This window comes from Cellulosimicrobium sp. BMG9.23, from assembly GCF_059159985.1.
In genome coordinates this window covers 248696-264748 of sequence record NZ_JBZGBZ010000008.1, presented here as the reverse complement: position 1 = coordinate 264748, position 16053 = coordinate 248696, and the positions used below count along the sequence as shown (strand labels likewise).

At 73.9% G+C, this 16053-nt stretch carries 13 protein-coding genes; 4 read left to right on the top strand and 9 right to left on the bottom strand.

Going from position 1 to position 16053, the window contains the following annotated elements; genetic code table 11:
* Positions 1-99: 99 nt before the first annotated feature.
* The 5 genes from AC4H2G_RS15915 to AC4H2G_RS15895 form a co-directional block, all read right to left on the bottom strand.
* Positions 100-2274 carry a 3-hydroxyacyl-CoA dehydrogenase NAD-binding domain-containing protein gene (locus AC4H2G_RS15915; protein WP_494366774.1) on the bottom strand — a complete coding sequence of 725 codons (2175 nt, stop codon included), beginning with the start codon at positions 2272-2274 and terminating at the stop codon, positions 100-102.
* A gap of 62 nt (positions 2275-2336) precedes the next feature.
* Positions 2337-3665 (bottom strand): thiolase family protein, encoded by a 1329-nt coding sequence (locus AC4H2G_RS15910; protein WP_494366696.1) that lies wholly within the window; start codon positions 3663-3665, stop codon positions 2337-2339.
* A 232-nt stretch (positions 3666-3897) separates the two neighbouring features.
* On the bottom strand, positions 3898-4941 hold the full coding sequence (locus AC4H2G_RS15905) for a lipid II:glycine glycyltransferase FemX (RefSeq protein WP_494366695.1): 1044 nt from the start codon (positions 4939-4941) through the stop codon (positions 3898-3900).
* 22 nt (positions 4942-4963) lie between these two features.
* Entirely contained in the window at positions 4964-6247 is a 1284-nt protein-coding gene (locus AC4H2G_RS15900) for an HRDC domain-containing protein (protein WP_494366694.1), read from the bottom strand.
* A complete protein-coding gene (locus AC4H2G_RS15895; protein WP_494366693.1) occupies positions 6244-6837 on the bottom strand; it encodes a DUF3000 domain-containing protein in 594 nt (197 codons plus the stop codon). Before AC4H2G_RS15895 ends, AC4H2G_RS15900 begins: the two co-directional genes overlap by 4 nt.
* 273 nt (positions 6838-7110) lie before the next feature.
* On the opposite strand from AC4H2G_RS15895, the gene gnd reads away from it, so the two are divergent.
* From gnd to cuyB, 3 genes are read left to right on the top strand one after another with little or no spacing between them, the layout of a single operon-like run.
* Entirely contained in the window at positions 7111-8556 is a 1446-nt protein-coding gene (gnd, locus tag AC4H2G_RS15890) for an NADP-dependent phosphogluconate dehydrogenase (RefSeq protein ID WP_494366692.1), read from the top strand.
* On the top strand, positions 8553-9836 hold the full coding sequence (locus AC4H2G_RS15885) for a carboxylate--amine ligase (protein ID WP_494366691.1): 1284 nt from the start codon (positions 8553-8555) through the stop codon (positions 9834-9836). Before gnd ends, AC4H2G_RS15885 begins: the two co-directional genes overlap by 4 nt.
* A complete protein-coding gene (gene cuyB / locus AC4H2G_RS15880; protein WP_494366690.1) occupies positions 9829-10596 on the top strand; it encodes a cysteate racemase in 768 nt (255 codons plus the stop codon). Before AC4H2G_RS15885 ends, cuyB begins: the two co-directional genes overlap by 8 nt.
* 45 nt (positions 10597-10641) lie before the next feature.
* Here the strand turns inward: cuyB and AC4H2G_RS15875 are convergent, their stop codons facing one another.
* Positions 10642-11127: a hypothetical protein gene (locus AC4H2G_RS15875; RefSeq protein WP_494366689.1), complete on the bottom strand. Its 486-nt coding sequence runs from the start codon at positions 11125-11127 to the stop codon at positions 10642-10644.
* Positions 11128-11132: 5 nt separating this feature from the next.
* Positions 11133-12020 (bottom strand): dihydrofolate reductase family protein, encoded by an 888-nt coding sequence (locus AC4H2G_RS15870; protein WP_494366688.1) that lies wholly within the window; start codon positions 12018-12020, stop codon positions 11133-11135.
* A gap of 31 nt (positions 12021-12051) precedes the next feature.
* Between AC4H2G_RS15870 and zapE the strand changes: the two genes are divergently transcribed.
* On the top strand, positions 12052-13176 hold the full coding sequence (zapE, locus tag AC4H2G_RS15865; RefSeq protein WP_494366773.1) for a cell division protein ZapE: 1125 nt from the start codon (positions 12052-12054) through the stop codon (positions 13174-13176).
* An 11-nt stretch (positions 13177-13187) separates the two neighbouring features.
* Here zapE and AC4H2G_RS15860 read toward each other — a convergent pair whose 3' ends face one another.
* Positions 13188-14177 (bottom strand): PPK2 family polyphosphate kinase, encoded by a 990-nt coding sequence (locus AC4H2G_RS15860; RefSeq protein ID WP_494366687.1) that lies wholly within the window; start codon positions 14175-14177, stop codon positions 13188-13190.
* 14 nt (positions 14178-14191) lie between these two features.
* A complete protein-coding gene (treZ, locus tag AC4H2G_RS15855; RefSeq protein WP_494366686.1) occupies positions 14192-16033 on the bottom strand; it encodes a malto-oligosyltrehalose trehalohydrolase in 1842 nt (613 codons plus the stop codon).
* Positions 16034-16053: the final 20 nt, after the last annotated feature.

Here is a 16053-nt window from a genome sequence, read left to right as displayed (position 1 = left end):
ACCAGGCGGTCGTGGCCCGTCCGGAGCTCCGGACGGGCCACGATCACCTGCTCGGCACCTGCCAGCACCTGCCACCACCGGGCGGTGCCGGAGGGCGGGTCAGGCGGGCTGTGCCGCGGTTGCCGGGACGTTCGCGACGCCGTCGGGCAGGAAGCGCCGACCGAGGACCTTCTCGGAGTACCCCGCGCGGTCGAGGTACGGGGTGATGCCGCCGAGGTGGAAGCCCCAGCCCGCACCGAGAATCATGCACAGGTCGACCTGCGACGCGCTCGCGACCACGCCCTCGTCGAGCATGAGCCCGATCTCCTGCGTGAGCGCGGTGAGCACCGAGTCGAGCACACCGGCTTCTGACGACTCGGGCCGAGGGCTCGTGCTCGCCACCCCGTCGCCGAACACGGCCTGGATCGCCGGGTCGACGGGCTTCGGCAGCCCCTTCGGCGCGTCGAGCACGACGGGGATCTTCTCGTCGACGATGCGCTGCAGCCCGGGGGAGATCGGGAACCGGTCGCCGAGGTCCTCGCGCAGCGACGTCAGCACGTGCAGTCCCACCGCGGGACCGACGAGGTCGAACAGCGCGAACGGCGGCATCGGCAGCCCGAGCGGCGCGACCGCCCGGTCCGCGACCTCGACCGACGTCCCGTTCTCGACCGCCTCGACGATCTTGCCCATGAGGAGGATGAGCAGCCGGTTGACGACGAAGCCCGGGCGGTCCGCGACGAGCACGGCCGTCTTGCGCAGCTTCTTCGTCATGGCGAACGCCGTGGCGAGCGCGGCGTCGTCGGTCTTCGCCGCCTGGATGATCTCGACGAGCGGCATCTGCGCGACGGGGTTGAAGAAGTGCATCCCGACGACGCGCTCGGGGTGGCGCAGGTCGGCCGCCATCTCGGTCACGGACAGCGCGGAGGTGTTCGTGAGGAACACGGTCTCGTCGCCCACGACGCCCTCCAGCTCGGCGAACACCTTCTTCTTCAGGCCGAGGATCTCGGTGACCGCCTCGATGACGACGTCGCAGCCCGCGAAGTCGCCGAGCTCGGTCGTGCCGTGGACGTTCGCGACGATCCGGGCCCCGGCGTCGCGCGACATGCGGCCCGAGCCGACGAGCTTCTCGACCGTCGAGCGGACGGAGCCGAGACCCTTCTCCACGCGCTCGGCGTCGAGGTCGCGCATGACGACGGGCACCTGGAGCCGCTGGGCGAACAGCAGCGCGATCTGCGCCGCCATGAGCCCGGCACCGACGATCCCGACGCGGGTGACGGGCCGCGCGAGCTTCGCGTCCGGCGCGCCCTGGGGCCGCTTGCCCTTCGAGACGAGCTGGAACGCGTAGACGCTCGCACGCATCTCGTCGCTCATGATGAGGGCCGCGAGGGCCTCGTCCTCGGCGGCGAACGCCTCGTCCTTCGTGGCGGTCCGCGCGGCGGCGATCAGGTCCAGCGCGCGGTACGGCGCGGGACGGGAGCCCGCGACGACCGCGTCGAGCCTCTGCCGCGTCCCGGCGACGACCGCGTCCCACACGGGCTGCGGGTCGAGCTCGCGGCGCTCGACGACGACGTCCCCGCGCACGACCGACTCCGCCCAGCGGATCGACTGCTCGAGGAAGTCCGGCGCGTCGAACAGGGCGTCGACGAGGCCGATCTCGAAGGCCTCCTTCGCCTTGAACGGCTTGTTCGCGGCCGGTCGCTCGAGGATGACCTTCATCGCGTCCTGGACCCCGAGCAGGCGCGGCACGAGGTACGCGCCGCCCCACCCGGGGACGAGCCCGAGGCCGGTCTCCGGAAGTGCCAGCGCCCCGGCGTCGGACGCGACCGTGCGGTAGTCGCAGTTCAGCGCGATCTCGAGGCCGCCGCCGAGCGCGACGCCGTTGACGAACGCGAACGTCGGGACGCCGGTCTTCTCCCGCAGCCCGCCGAGGATCGCGTACGCGGCGTGACCGGCGCGGCCGAGGCCCAGCGCGTCCTCGCGCACCTGGACGGCCGCCGCCTGCGTGAGGTCGGCGCCCGCCGCGAGGAAGTACGGCTTGCCGGTCACCGCCACGGCGACGATCTCGCCGTCCGCCGCGCGGCGCTCGATCCCCTCCAGGGCGGTGCGCAGCTCGGCGAGCCCTTCGGGGCCGAGCGTCGTGGGCTTGGTGTGGTCGAGCCCGTTGTCGAGCGTCACCAGGGCGAGCGTGCCCGTCCCGCCGGGGAGCGCGACGTCGCGCACGAGCGAGTGCGTGACGCGCTCGCCGCGTGCCGGGGCCGACCCGCCGCCGCCCTGCGGGGACGGCTCGGGGGTGATGGTCTGGTCGGCGTTCGTCGTGCCGGGCCTGCTGGTGGTCTCGGAGGTCGTCTCGCTCACGGTCAGTTCTCCCCGTCGGTCGCGGTGGTCGTGTCGGCGGCGCCGTGGCCGGAGTAGTCGGCGTGGTGCGGGTTCTCCCAGATCACGGTGCCGCCCATGCCGAGCCCGACGCACATGGTCGTCAGGCCGTAGCGCACCTCGGGGTGCTGCTCGAACTGGCGCGCGAGCTGCGTCATGAGGCGCACGCCCGACGACGCGAGCGGGTGGCCCATGGCGATCGCCCCGCCGTAGAGGTTGACGCGCTCGTCGTCGTCGGCGAGCCCGAAGTGGTCGGTGAACGCGAGCACCTGGACGGCGAACGCCTCGTTGATCTCGAACAGGCCGATGTCGTCGATCGTCAGGCCCGCGGACGCGAGCGCTCGCTCCGTCGCCGGCACGGGGCCGTAGCCCATGACCTCCGGGTCCACGCCGGCGTAGGCGTACGAGACGAGGCGCATGCGCGCGGGCAGGCCGAGCTCGTCGGCGACGTCGCCCGCCGCGAGCAGGCACGCCGTCGCGCCGTCGGTGAGCGGCGAGGCGTTCCCCGCGGTGACCTTGCCCCCGGGACGGAACGGCGTCTTGAGGTCGCGGATGGCGTCGACCGTGGTGCCGGGGCGCGGGAGCTCGTCGGCGGTCGCCAGGCCCCAGCCGAGCTCGGTCGACCGGGTCGCGATCGGCACGAGGTCGGAGGAGATGTCACCGTTCGCGAGAGCCTTGGCGTACTTGGCCTGGCTCGCCACGGCGTAGGCGTCGGCACGCTCCTTGGTCAGGTGCGGGTAGCGGTCGTGCAGGTTCTCCGCGGTCGCCCCCATGACGAGCGCGGACGAGTCGACGAGCCTCTCGGCGACGAACCGGGGGTTCGGGTCCGACCCCTCGCCCATGGGGTGGTGGCCCATGTGCTCGACGCCGCCCGCGACGACGACGTCCTGCGCACCCACGGCGACGTTGGCGGCGGTCGTCGTGACGGCGGTCATCGCGCCCGCGCACATGCGGTCGATCGCGAACCCCGGCACGGACTTCGGCAGCCCCGCGAGCACCGCGATGCTGCGGCCGAGCGTCAGGCCCTGGTCGCCCGTCTGCGTGGTCGCGGCGAGGGCGAGCTCGTCGATGCGCTCGGCGGGCAGCTCGGGACGGCGGCGCAGGAGCTCGCGGATCGTCTTCACCGCGAGGTCGTCGGCGCGGGTCTCGGCGTAGATCCCGTCGGGACGTGCCTTGCCGAACGGGCTGCGCACGCCCTCGACGAAGACGACGTCGCGCACGGCGCGACGGCGGGCCGCCTGGGTGGGCGCGTGGGCCTCGCGGGCGCTCGCGCCCGCGTCGGCTCCTGGGGCCAAGGTGTCGGCCACGGTCATGGCATCTCCATCCGGTCGGGTGGTCCGGCCGTGGTGGGGCCGGGTCAGATGGTCGGGACGGCGGCGTCCGGAGCGGCACCGCTCAGGTGATACACGCTACCGCGAGTATCGGGAAAGCACGAGGACGATGCTACGACATGACGAGACCCGGTATCGCATCACCCACGAGGGTTGCGATACCGGGTCTCGCGTCCAGGTCGTCGGCGTGGCGGACGTCCCTGAGGGAACGCGGTCAGCGACCGCCGCGCAGCTTCCGCACGACCTTCTTGGCCGTCGGCAGGCCCTTGTTCCACGCCGAGTACCACATCGAGAACGGCACGTCGACGCTGTGCACGAGCTCGTCGTCGTGCTGGGCGAAGCTGCGCTTGAACTCGCTGATCCCGTCGTTGAGGAGCCCGTTCATGTCGTAGCGCACGAGACCGGCCTCCTGCGCGAGCGTGATCGCGTGCCACTTGACCGGGGCGTTCGCGCGCAGCTTGCGCCCGGCGTCGTCGATCCCCCCGTAGAGCTCGAACGACGTCGTGGCCGACGCCACGCACCACACGAACGACACGGGCGCGCCCTCGGAGAACGCCGCGACGAGCACCGAGTGCTCGCCGAGCTCGCGGTGGATCGCGAGGTAGTACTCGTCGTCGTGCAGCGCGAAGCCCGCCCGCTCGGCCGTCTCGTGGTAGACCGCGAGGACCTGGCGCACCTCGGCCTCGTCCGTGACGCGACGCACCTCGAGGCCCGTGCGGGCCGCCTTGCGGATGTCGTACCGCGTGGACTTGCCCATCGCGGCGGTGAGCTCGTCCGGCGTCCTCGTGAGGTCGAGGATCAGGGTGACCGGGTAGAGGATCGGGTTCGCCGCGTCGCGCGCGTCGGGCAGGTCGAGGTGCGTGCCCACGGGCCAGTCCGGCTCGATCGTGATGCCGACGCCGCCGACGTTCTCCTTGCACCACGCCACGACCGCGCGCGTCACGGCGTCGCGCGCCGCGTCGGCGCCGACGCCGGGACCGGCCCCCCAGCCGTCAGGCCCGGGGGCCACGACCGGGCCGCGCGGCACGTGGCACAGCGCCTTGAACTGCGCGGGCAGCGAGCGGACGAGCACCTGCGCGAGCCCTACCGTGCGGCCCGTGCCGTCGACCGCCTCGAGGCGGCGTGGCGTCCAGGCGCCCGTGGCCTTGACCTCGCCCCAGCCCCAGAGCTGCAGCGGGTGGCCGCCGAGCGCGTTCACCTGGGCGTCCCAGGCGTCGCGATCGGTCACTGTCCGGATCGTCAGGTTCGTGTCGTGCACGGCCCCGACCCTACCCGTCCCCCTACCGGTCCGACACGTCCGCGAACGCCGCCGCGAGGCGCTCCGCGAGCAGCCCGACCTGCCACTCGCGCGCACCCCGGCCGCGCAGGAACGCGGCCACGCCCACGGCGTCGGCCGGGTCGGGCGGGGTCCAGCACAGGCGCCGCAGCGCGTCCGGCTGCAGCAGGTTCTCCGCCGGGACGGTGTGCTGCTCCGACAGCTCCTGCACGACGACGCGCGCCGCCTCGAGGCGTGCCGCAGCACCCGGGTCGCGCTCCGCCCAGGCGCGCGGCGGCGGCGGGGCGTCCGAGCGCGGCCCGCGGACCGAGGGCAGGGCGCTCGCGGGCAGCGCGAGCGCGGTGTCGATCGCCTGCTGCCAGTAGGCGGCACGACGGCGCGTGCCCTTGCCCGCGAAGGCCGGCAGGGTGACGAGCTGGGCGACGCTGCGCGGCAGCGCCTCGGCGGCGGCGACGATCGCTCGGTCCGGGAGCACGCGACCCGGCGCGATGTCCCGACGGCGCGCGTTGACGTCGCGTGCCTCCCACAGCCCGCGCACGACGGCGAGGCGGCGTGCGTCGCGCAGCGTGTGCGTCCCGGACGTGCGCCGCCAGGGGTCGACCCGCGGCGGCGGCGGGGGAGCCGTGCGCACCGCCTCGAACTCCTGCGCCGCCCACTCCGTCTTGCCGGCCGCCTCGAGGCGGTCCGCGAGCACGCCGCGCAGCTCGACGAGGACCTCGACGTCGAGCGCCGCGTAGCGCAACCACTCGGGCGGCAGGGGCCGCGTGGACCAGTCGACCGCCGAGTGCTCCTTCGCGAGGCCGAGGCCGAGCAGCTCCGCGACCACGGCCGCGAGCCCGACCCGCTCCATGCCGAGGAGCCGCGCGGCGAGCTCGGTGTCGAAGACGCGCACCGGGAGCAGGCCGAGCTCGGCGAACCCGGGCAGGTCCTGCGACGCGGCGTGCAGCACGAACTCGGCGTCGCCGACCGCCTCGCGCAGCGGGGCGAGGTCCGGGACGCCGACCGGGTCGATCAGCGCGGTCCCGGAGCCCTCGCGCCGCACCTGGACGAGGTACGTGCGCTGCCCGTAGCGGTAGCCCGACGCGCGTTCGGCGTCGGCCGCGACGGGCCCCGTCCCGCGGGCGAACGCCTCGACGACGCGCGCGAACGCCTCCGGGGTGTCGACCACGGGACCCACCCCGTCCGACGGGTCGGTGAGCGGGACGACGAGGGGGACGGCCACGCCGTCGGCGGGCGCGTCGTCGGGCTGGTCGAGGGGAGAGGGTGCAGGTGCTGCGGCCGAGCTCATGGACCCACGGTATTGCGTCGCGCGGGCAACGGGGTGATCCCCTCCGGCAGCGGGGGCAGGCCGGCGGCCGTGCACAGGAGCTGCGCCCAGGCCGCCAGGTGCGGTCCGAGGTCGATCGTGAGCGGCGTCCAGGACGCGCGCATCTCGAGCTCGACGTCGTTCGCACGCCCGGCGAGGGCGCCGAAGCTCTGCGACAGCACGCGGGTGACGGTGCCCCCCTCGGCCCGGGTGGACGCCCCGGTGTCGCGCAGCGCGTCGGCGAGCCAGGTCCATGCGACCTCGGCGAGCATGTCCTCGGCCGCCATCTCCGGCTCGAGCGTGGCCCGCACGAGGGTCACGACCCGGAACCGACCCTGCCACGCCTCCTGGCCCGCGGGGTCGTGGAGGAGGATGAACCGCCCGGACGCGAGGTCCGGCTCGTCGTCGCCCGCGCCGGCGACGTCCCCGGTGAGCGCGACGGAGAACGGCGCGATGCGCCGTGGCGCCGGGACCTCCCGCAGGGTGACCTCGGGGCGCACGCGGCGGGCGGCGACCGAGTCCAGCGCGGCGCGGAACTCCGCCGGCGCGTCGGTCCCGTGAGCGGTGATCACCTCAGCACACTACGAGCCTGCACGCACGCTCGGGGGCGCGGCGCGCGCGGACGTCACCGAATCGTGACCGCGATCGTCACCACCGCTGACCACGCCCGGATGGTGACCACGTCCGGAGCCGCCGAGGGCGGGGGACTAGGCTGTCCGCGTATCCGCCCCGTACCGGCTGCACCTGCCTGCCGTCGCGTCCGTCGGTACCGCTCGCGCGGTGTCGCCCGGTCGTGGTCGTGCCCCGAGGTCGCCGGTACCGATCTCCGAGGAGCAGGGAAGCAGATGGCAGCACGAGCACAGATCGGTGTGACCGGACTCGCGGTCATGGGTCGCAACCTGGCCCGCAACTTCGCCCGTCACGGCTACACGGTCGCGGTGCACAACCGCTCGTACGCCAAGACGGAGTCCCTGATCGCCGAGGCCGGCTCCGAGGGCGACTTCGTCCCGTCGGAGTCCATGGCCGACTTCGTCGCGTCGCTCGAGCGCCCGCGCAAGGTCGTCATCATGGTCAAGGCAGGCGCCGCGACCGACGCGGTGATCGACGAGCTCGTGCCGCTGCTCGAGGAGGGCGACATCGTCGTCGACGCGGGCAACGCGCACTTCCCCGACACGATCCGCCGCGAGCAGGCGCTGTCGGCGCAGGGCCTGCACTTCGTCGGCACGGGCGTGTCCGGCGGCGAGGAGGGCGCGCTCAACGGCCCGTCGATCATGCCCGGCGGCACGCGCGAGTCGTACGCGAGCCTCGGCCCGATCCTCGAGGACATCTCGGCCAAGGTCGACGGCGTCCCGTGCTGCACGTACGTCGGCCCCGACGGCGCGGGCCACTTCGTGAAGATGGTCCACAACGGCATCGAGTACGCGGACATGCAGCTCATCGCCGAGGCGTACGACCTGCTCAAGCAGGGCCTCGGCGCGTCGGCCGCGGAGATCGGGAAGATCTTCGAGGAGTGGAACACGGGCGACCTCGAGTCGTTCCTCATCGAGATCACGGCCGACGTGCTCCAGCACGTCGACGCGGCGACCGGCCAGGCCTTCGTCGACGTCGTGCTCGACCAGGCGGAGCAGAAGGGCACCGGCCGCTGGACCGTGCAGAACGGCCTCGACCTCGGCGTCCCGATCACGGGCATCGCCGAGGCGACGTTCGCGCGCGCGCTGTCCGGCTCCGTCCCGCAGCGCGAGGCGGGCCGCGCGGCGCTGCCCGCCGACGCGCAGGCGTGGGACGTCACCGACCGCGACGCGTTCGTCGAGGACGTGCGGCTCGCGCTCTACGCGTCGAAGGTCGTCGCGTACTCGCAGGGCTTCGACCAGATCGCCGCGGCGTCCGCCGAGCTCGGCTGGGACATCGACCGGGGTGCGATGGCCCGCATCTGGCGCGGCGGCTGCATCATCCGCGCGCGCTTCCTCAACCGCATCACCGAGGCGTACGAGCGCGACGCGAACCTGCCGCTCCTGCTCGCCGACGAGTACTTCACGGGCGCCGTCGGCAACGGTCTCGCCGCGTGGCGCCGCGTCGTCGCGCAGGCCGCGCTCAACGGCGTGCCGACGCCCGCGTTCTCGTCGTCCCTCGCGTACTACGACGGCGTGCGGGCCGAGCGCCTGCCGGCCGCGCTCATCCAGGCGCAGCGCGACTTCTTCGGCGCGCACACGTACCGCCGCGTCGACGGCCCGGGCGTGTTCCACACCGAGTGGACCCGCGACCGGAGCGAGACGCGCGAAGGCGACGCGTGAGTCGAGGCGTCGTACGCCCGGCGGTCGTCCACCCGATCATCCTGGGTGGCGACGCCGGCGCGTACAGCCTGGCCCGTGCGTTCCACGAGGCGTACGGGGTGCGCAGCACGGTCGTGACGATCGTCTCGACGCGCAACATCCGGTACTCGACCATCCTCGACAACGTCATCGAGCCGCAGCTCGACGACCCCGAGGTCATGGTGCGCACGATCCGGGAGATCGCCGCGCGCGCGAAGGCGCCCGCGATGGTCGTCACGTGCGTCGACTGGTACGTGCAGGCGCTCGCCGAGCACCGCGCGAAGATCGAGGACGTCGCGGTCGTGCCGTACACGACCACGGACCTGCTCGAGCGTGTCATGGACAAGCAGCGCTTCTCCGAGCTGTGCATCGAGCTGGGCGTGCCGCACCCGCGCACGGTCGTGCGTCACGGGGGCGAGCGGCTCGGCGAGCTCGACCTGCGGTTCCCGATCATCGCCAAGCCCGGCGACAACGTCGCGTGGCACCGGACGTCGTTCCCGGGCAAGCGCAAGGTGCACGAGCTCGCGGACCGTGAGCAGCTCGAGTGGCTCCTGCGCACCGCGGGCGACGCCGGGTACCGCGAGCCGTTCATCATCCAGGAGTTCGTCCCGGGCAACGACGCGCAGATGCGCATCATGACCACCTTCTCGGACCAGAAGGGGCAGGTCCGCATGGCGCACGGCGGCCACGTGCTGCTCGAGGAGCACACGCCCGGGACGCTCGGGAACCCGGCGGCGATCCTCACGGGACCGCTGCCGCAGATCGAGGCCGACGCGAGGAAGCTCGTCGAGCACCTCGGCTGGACGGGCTTCGCCAACTTCGACATCAAGGTCGACCCGCGCGACGGCACGGGGTACTTCTTCGAGCTCAACCCCCGCACGGGCCGCTCGAACTTCTACCTCACGGCGAGCGGCATCAACCCGGCCATGTACTGGGTGGGCGAGCACCTGCAGGGCGGGCGCGTGCCCGACCCGCGGCGCGTCCCGGTGCTGTACCGGATCGTGCCCGGGTTCCTCCTGCGCCGGTACGTTCGCGGCGCGATGGATCCCGCGGTCGCCGCGCGGGTGCGCAAGGTCAAGCGCGTGGGGCATCCGCTGAAGTACTCGCGCGACCGCGCGTGGCGCCGTGACCTGTGGGTCCGTGTCGCCGAGCTGCGCCAGGTGCAGAGGTTCCGGGAGTTCTACCCGGTGTCCGCCGCGCAGGCCGCGTACGTGGGCACGGGCGTGCGTCCCGACGTCGCGCGGGACGGTGGGCGTGGCTGACGCGCAGGCGGGGTCCGGCCCGGCCGCCCGGGCGGTCGGTGACGTCGACGAGCGGCCGCCCGTGGGCGTCATCGGCGGCGTCGGGCCGCTCGCGACGGCCTACTTCCTCCAGCTGGTCGTCGAGCTCACGGACGCGGAGCGGGACCAGGACCACCTGGACATGGTCGTGCTCAACCACGCGACGATCCCGGACCGCACCGCGTTCGTCCTCGGCCGCTCGGCGGAGGACCCCGGCCCCGTCCTGGCGCGCGACGCTCGCCGCCTCGAGGCGTTCGGCGTGTCGTTCCTCGTCATGCCGTGCAACACGGCGCACCACTTCACGCAGCAGGTGGTCGACGCGGTGGACGTCCCGTTCGTGTCGATCATCGACACGACGGTGGATGCCGCGCGCGAGCGCGTGCCGGGCCTCGCGACCGTGGGGCTGCTCGCGACGGCGGGCACCGCGGCTGCGGGCGTCTACCAGGACGCGTTCGCGGCCCACGGCGTGGCCACGGTCGTGCCCGACGACGCGGACCAGGCACTCGTCTCGCAGATCATCTACGAGCAGGTCAAGGCCGGACGACCGGTCGACATCGACACGTTCCGCGCCGTCGCCGGGCGGCTCGTGGAGCGCGGCGCGTCGGTGATCGTCCTCGGGTGCACCGAGCTGTCGGTCGTCGCGGTCGACCACGACCTGCTCGCGGACCCCGTCTACCTGGACTCGATGGACCAGCTCGCCCGCGCGACCATCCGCCGCGCGGGCCACCGCGTGCGGGACTGAGCAGCCCGGCCGACGGCGTCCTCGGGACGCCGTCGCCGTCGAGCCTCAGCCGAGCTCGCTCGTCCCGGAGTACAGGTGCAGGACCGGCACGTGGAGCTCGTCGCGCGCACGCGAGGCCCAGTCGCGGTGGAACGTGTCCTCGACCGCGTGCGGGTACGTCACGACCACGATCTCGCGGACGTCACCGGCCGCCACGGCCTTGCGCAGTGCCGGCAGCGGGTCGTCCTCGGTGACGGTGCCGTCGGCGTCGCGGCCGGCGGCGCGCAGCTCGGCGACGCTGCGCTCGAGCTGCTCGGCAGCGGTCGCCTTCGCCTGCTTCTCCGAGGGCTCGCGACCGAGCACCTCGTCCCACGCCTGCTTGAGCTCGCCCACGCTGAGGTGGTCGATCAGCGCGGAGACGAGGTTGCGCTCGGTGTCGGCCGGCACGAGGACCCGATAGGCGAGGGTCTCACCCTCGTGCAGGGACAGCATGTGCTGGACGTCGGCCGGGTTCAGCGTGTCCTCGGTGAGGACCAGGATCGTGTCGGTCACGCGCGTCAGCCTATCGGCAGGAGCCAGCGCGCGAGCGTCGTGCCGGCCGGGGCGCCGGGCCGGGCGTGCGGGCTGTGCAGCAGGTGCGCGAGCCGGGCGCCGCGCGGTGCGCCGGCGGACGAGCCCGACGGCGTGCCTCCCGCGACGATCCGTCCGGGACCCGGGCCGACGACGCCCGGTGTCGTCGTCACGCACAGCTCGTCGACGAGGTCGGCGCGCAGCAGGTCGCCCAGGAGCGACGGCCCGCCCTCCGTGAGCACGCGGCGCAGGCCGCGGGCGGCGAGCGCGGCGAGCCCTGCGGCAAAGTCGATCTCGGGCTCGTCGGAGCCGGTGGACCCGCCGCGGTCCGACGGGTCGCCGTCGGCGACGAGGAGGCGGTCCTCGGGGAGGCCGCGCTCGCGCACGACCCGCGCCCCGGCACGGCCCGTGATGACGAAGGGCGGACGCTCCGCGCCCGTGAGGTGCTCGGGGACGAGGCCCGATCGCGTCACGACCGCGAGCTCGAGCGGTGCCGCGTGGAGGTGCCCGAGACCGCGAGGTCGGTCCAGCGTCGTGTAGCGCTCGGCGCGGGCCGTGCCGGCGCCGACCAGCACGACGTCGGCGAGGGCACGGAGCACGCGGAAGACGCGCCAGTCCGCGTCGTCGTTGATCGAACCGGAGCGTCGGTCGGGCCCCCACGCGGCGCCGTCGATGCTCGTGACCATGTTGGCGCGCACGGTCGCGGCACCCCGCGACGGCGGACCGAAGGCGTAGAGCGCGGCGAGCTCGTCCTCGCGGGGGTCCGGGTCGATCCGCCGCGGAGCGGGGAGCAGGACGTCGAGCGGCGGCAGGTCGTCACGTCCCGTGGTCCCGGGACCGGCGGCGTCAGGGGGCGGCGTCGTGGCAGAGGTCACAGCGGCCACGGTAGCGGCAGGCGTAGGCTGGATCCTCGTGACTTCAGCGCCAGCACCCGGCGGGACCACCGCACCGACGGGCTCGACCGGACCGGAACCCGCCCCGCGAGACCCCGGGTCGCGCGAGCAGGTCGAGCGCGTCGCCGCCCTCGCGGATGTCCGTCCGTCCGTCCCGCCGGCACGGCTGCTCGCCGACCTCGTCCCGCCGCCGCACTTCGCCGACGCGCGGTTCTCCTCGTACCGCGCCAACCCGCGGTACCCCAGCCAGGCGCTGACGGTCGCGCGGCTCGAGGAGGTCGCGGCCGCCGTCGTGAAGCCCGCCCGCAAGGGTCTCTTCGCGCGCCGCACGACCGCGCCGGCCGTGTACATGGACGGCGGGTTCGGCGTCGGGAAGACGCACCTGCTCACGTCGCTCGCGCACGCCGTGGGGCTCGACGCGAGCGCGTACGGCACGTTCGTCGAGTACACCAACCTCGTCGGGGCGCTCGGCTTCCAGGCGACGGTCGAGGCGCTCGCGACGAAGAAGCTCGTGTGCATCGACGAGTTCGAGCTCGACGACCCGGGCGACACCGTCCTCATGTCGCGCCTGCTGCGCGAGCTCGCGGACCGCGGCGTCGCGCTCGCCGCGACGTCGAACACGCTGCCGGAGGCGCTCGGCGAGGGCCGGTTCGCGGCGGAGGACTTCCTGCGCGAGATCCAGGCGCTCGCCGCCCGGTTCGAGGTGCTGCGGGTCGACGGCGAGGACTACCGCCACCGCGCCGTCGTCACCGACTCGGCGCCGCTGCCCAAGGACGTGGTGCGGGCGACCGCGGCGAGCGTGCCAGGGGCGACGCTCGACGCGTTCGACGACGTGCTCGCCCACCTGACGACCGTGCACCCGAGCCGGTACGGCGCGATGCTCGACGGCGTCGCGGCCGTCGCCCTCACCGGCGTGCACCCCGTCACCGAGCAGTCCGCCGCGCTGCGCCTCGTCGTGCTCGTCGACCGCCTGTACGACCGCGACGTGCCGGTCCTGCTCGGGGGCACGGGGGAGACCGGCCTGTTCACCGACGAGATGCTGCACGGCGGCTACCGCAAGAAGTACTACCGCGCGCTCTCGCGGCTCGGCGCGCTCGCGGAGGACGGTCGCGCGCTCGTCGCCCGCGCACAGGACTGACGCCGGCCCTCTCAGGTCTTGGCGAGGCGGCGCTTCTCGACCTCGACGTCGAAGTCCGCCGCGGGCCAACCGAGGTCGAACCGGCGCAGCGCGTCGAGCAGGAGCTCGCTCACGGCGAGGCGCGCGAACCACTTGCGGTCGGCCGGGATGACGTGCCACGGCGCGATCTCGGTGTTCGTGCGGTCGAGGACCGTCTGGTAAGCGTCCTGGTAGGCAGGCCACTTCTTGCGCGAGTCGACGTCGGCAGGGTTGTACTTCCAGAACTTGTCCGGTCGCTCGAGCCGCTCCATGAGCCGGGCCCGCTGCTCCTCGTAGGACACGAGGAGCGCGACCTTGACGATCGTGGTCCCCGACGCGACGACCTTCTCCTCGAACCGGTTGATCTCGTCGTACCGCTTCTCGAGGACCTCCTCGGGCGCGAGCGAGTCGACGCGCGCGATGAGCACGTCCTCGTAGTGCGACCGGTCGAACACGCCGATGTACCCGGGACGGGGGAGCGCGCGCCGGATGCGCCACAGGTAGTGGTGCCGCCGCTCCTCGGGCGTCGGCACGCCGAACGAGCGGTGGGCGACGCCCTGCGGGTCGACGAGGCCGACCACGTGGCGCACGATCCCGCCCTTGCCCGAGGTGTCCATGCCCTGGAGGACGAGCAGCACCGACCGGGAGCCACCCGACCTGCCCTCGGCGAACAGCCGCTCCTGCAGGTCCGAGAGCTCGTCCGCGTGGTCCGCGACGAGCGCCTCGCCGGCGGCCTTGTCCCCGCCGAAGCCGGGGGTCGAGTGGCGGTCGAACGCCGCGAGGTCGAAGCCCGCCGGCGCGCGCAGCACCTCGGTCGGCGGGACGTCCCAGTCGAGGGCCGCCGCACCCGCGGGGGCGGATCCCTTCGAGGACGTCGTGGCGGACTCCTTGCCGGAGCGCTTCCCCCCGCCGTGCTTCCCGGAGTGCTTTCCGGACTTCTTCTTCGTGTCGGACGACTTGTCCGACTTCTTCGCGGCAGCCATGGACGTGAGCGTAGTCACACCCAGGACACGACGGCGACGGAACGCGCGGGAAGGTCGACGATCCGTCCCCGGACGTCCGTCGTCGGGTCCCACGCTGCGAGCAGTCGCGGTGAGCCGCCGAGCGCGAGCTGCAGAGCGCGACGCCGCCGCCCGAGGTTCACCGCGACGGCGATCGTCCGGCGTTCCACGACGAAGGCCGGCCCGTCGTCGGGGCCGCGTCTGCCCTCCTCGCCGGACGCGTCGTCGTCCGCGCCGTCCGGACCGTGCACGGTCACCGCCGACAGGTCACCGGAGCGCACGTCGGCGCGTGCGCGGAGCCCGACGAGCGTGCGGTACCAGTCGAGCAGGCGCGCGTGCTCGCCGTCGTGCCGCTCGGACCAGTCCAGCACGCTCGCGTCGCGCGTCGCGGGGTCCTGCGGGTCGGGCACGACCGGGCCGCCGTCGCCCGCGCCCCAGCCGTGCCCGGCGAACTCCGCCGCCCGGCCCTCCCGCACAGCCCGGGCGAGCTCCGGGTCGTCGTGGTCGGTGAAGAACTGCCACGGCGTCGAGGCGCCCCACTCCTCGCCCATGAAGAGCATCGGGGTGAACGGCGACAGCAGCACGAGCGCCGCGGACGCCGCGAGACCGCCGGGGTCGAGCGTCGCCGACGGCCGGTCGCCCTGCGCGCGGTTCCCCACCTGGTCGTGGTTCTGCGTGCACACGACGAACGCGTGCCCGTCGGTCCCCTCGGGCACCGGCCGGCCCCAGGCCTTGCCGCGGAACGTCGACCACGTGCCGTCGTGGACGAAAACGCCGGTCAGCGCCTTGCGCAGCACGGCGACCGACCCGAAGTCGACGTAGTAGCCCTCGCGCTCCCCGGTGACGAGCGCGTGCAGGGCGTGGTGCACGTCGTCGGCCCACTGGGCGCCCATGCCGCGTCCACCCTGCTCGACGGCGGTCACGGTCGCCGGGTCGTTCTCGTCGGACTCGGCGATCAGAGTGAGCGAGCGGCCCAGATCCTGCTCGACCCGGTCGATCCGCCGCGCGAGCTCGGCGAGCACGTGGGTCGGCGAGTCGTCGACGAGCGCGTGGACCGCGTCCAGGCGCAGCGCGTCGACGTGGAACTCGACGAACCAGCGCTCCGCGTTGTCGACGACCCACTCGCGCACCTCGCGGCTGCCCGAGCGGTCGAGGTTGACCGCGGCTCCCCACGGGGTGTGGTGCGCGTCGGTGAAGTACGGCCCGAACTCGGGCAGGTAGTTCCCCGACGGGCCCAGGTGGTTGTAGACGACGTCGAGCACGACCGCGAGACCCCGCGCGTGCGCGGCGTCCACGAAGCGCTGCAGCGCGCGCGGGCCGCCGTAGGTCTCGTGCACCGCATAGAGGTGGACGCCGTCGTACCCCCAGCCCCGGCGTCCCCCGAACGCCGCGACGGGCAGGAGCTCGACCGCGCCGACGCCGAGGTCGACGAGGTGGTCGAGCCGTGCGATCGCGGCGTCCAGCGTGCCTTCCGGCGTGAAGGTCCCCACGTGCAGCTCGTAGAGGACCTCGCCGCGCACGTCGCGCCCCGCCCAGCCGTCGTCGGTCCAGGCGAACTCCGGGTCGAACGAGCGGCTCGGGCCGTGCACGCCGTAGGGCTGCCACGGGCTGCGCGGGTCCGGGCGCCCCGGGCCGTCGTCGACCGCGAAGCCGTAGTCCGTGCCCCACGGCAGCTCGTGGTCGTACCCCCACCACCCCGGGACGTGCGCCCCGACGAGCCGCAGCGCCTCACGACGCGCGCCGTCGAACGTGCCCGAGCCCGGCGGGGGCAGGAGCAGCTCGACCGTGCGCGCGGTCGGCGCCCACACGAGCGGTCGGGGGCCCGGCACGGAGAGCATCGGGGTCCCCCGGGGCGGCG

Bases quoted from the DNA above. Each gene is read 5' to 3' on its own strand.
- AC4H2G_RS15910 (WP_494366696.1), bottom strand. From the start codon at position 3,665: ATGACCGTGGCCGACACCTTGGCCCCAGGAGCCGACGCGGGCGCGAGC.
- AC4H2G_RS15900 (WP_494366694.1), bottom strand. From the start codon at position 6,247: ATGAGCTCGGCCGCAGCACCTGCACCCTCTCCCCTCGACCAGCCCGAC.
- gnd (WP_494366692.1), top strand. From the start codon at position 7,111: ATGGCAGCACGAGCACAGATCGGTGTGACCGGACTCGCGGTCATGGGT.
- AC4H2G_RS15860 (WP_494366687.1), bottom strand. From the start codon at position 14,177: ATGGCTGCCGCGAAGAAGTCGGACAAGTCGTCCGACACGAAGAAGAAG.
- treZ (WP_494366686.1), bottom strand. From the start codon at position 16,033: ATGCTCTCCGTGCCGGGCCCCCGACCGCTCGTGTGGGCGCCGACCGCG.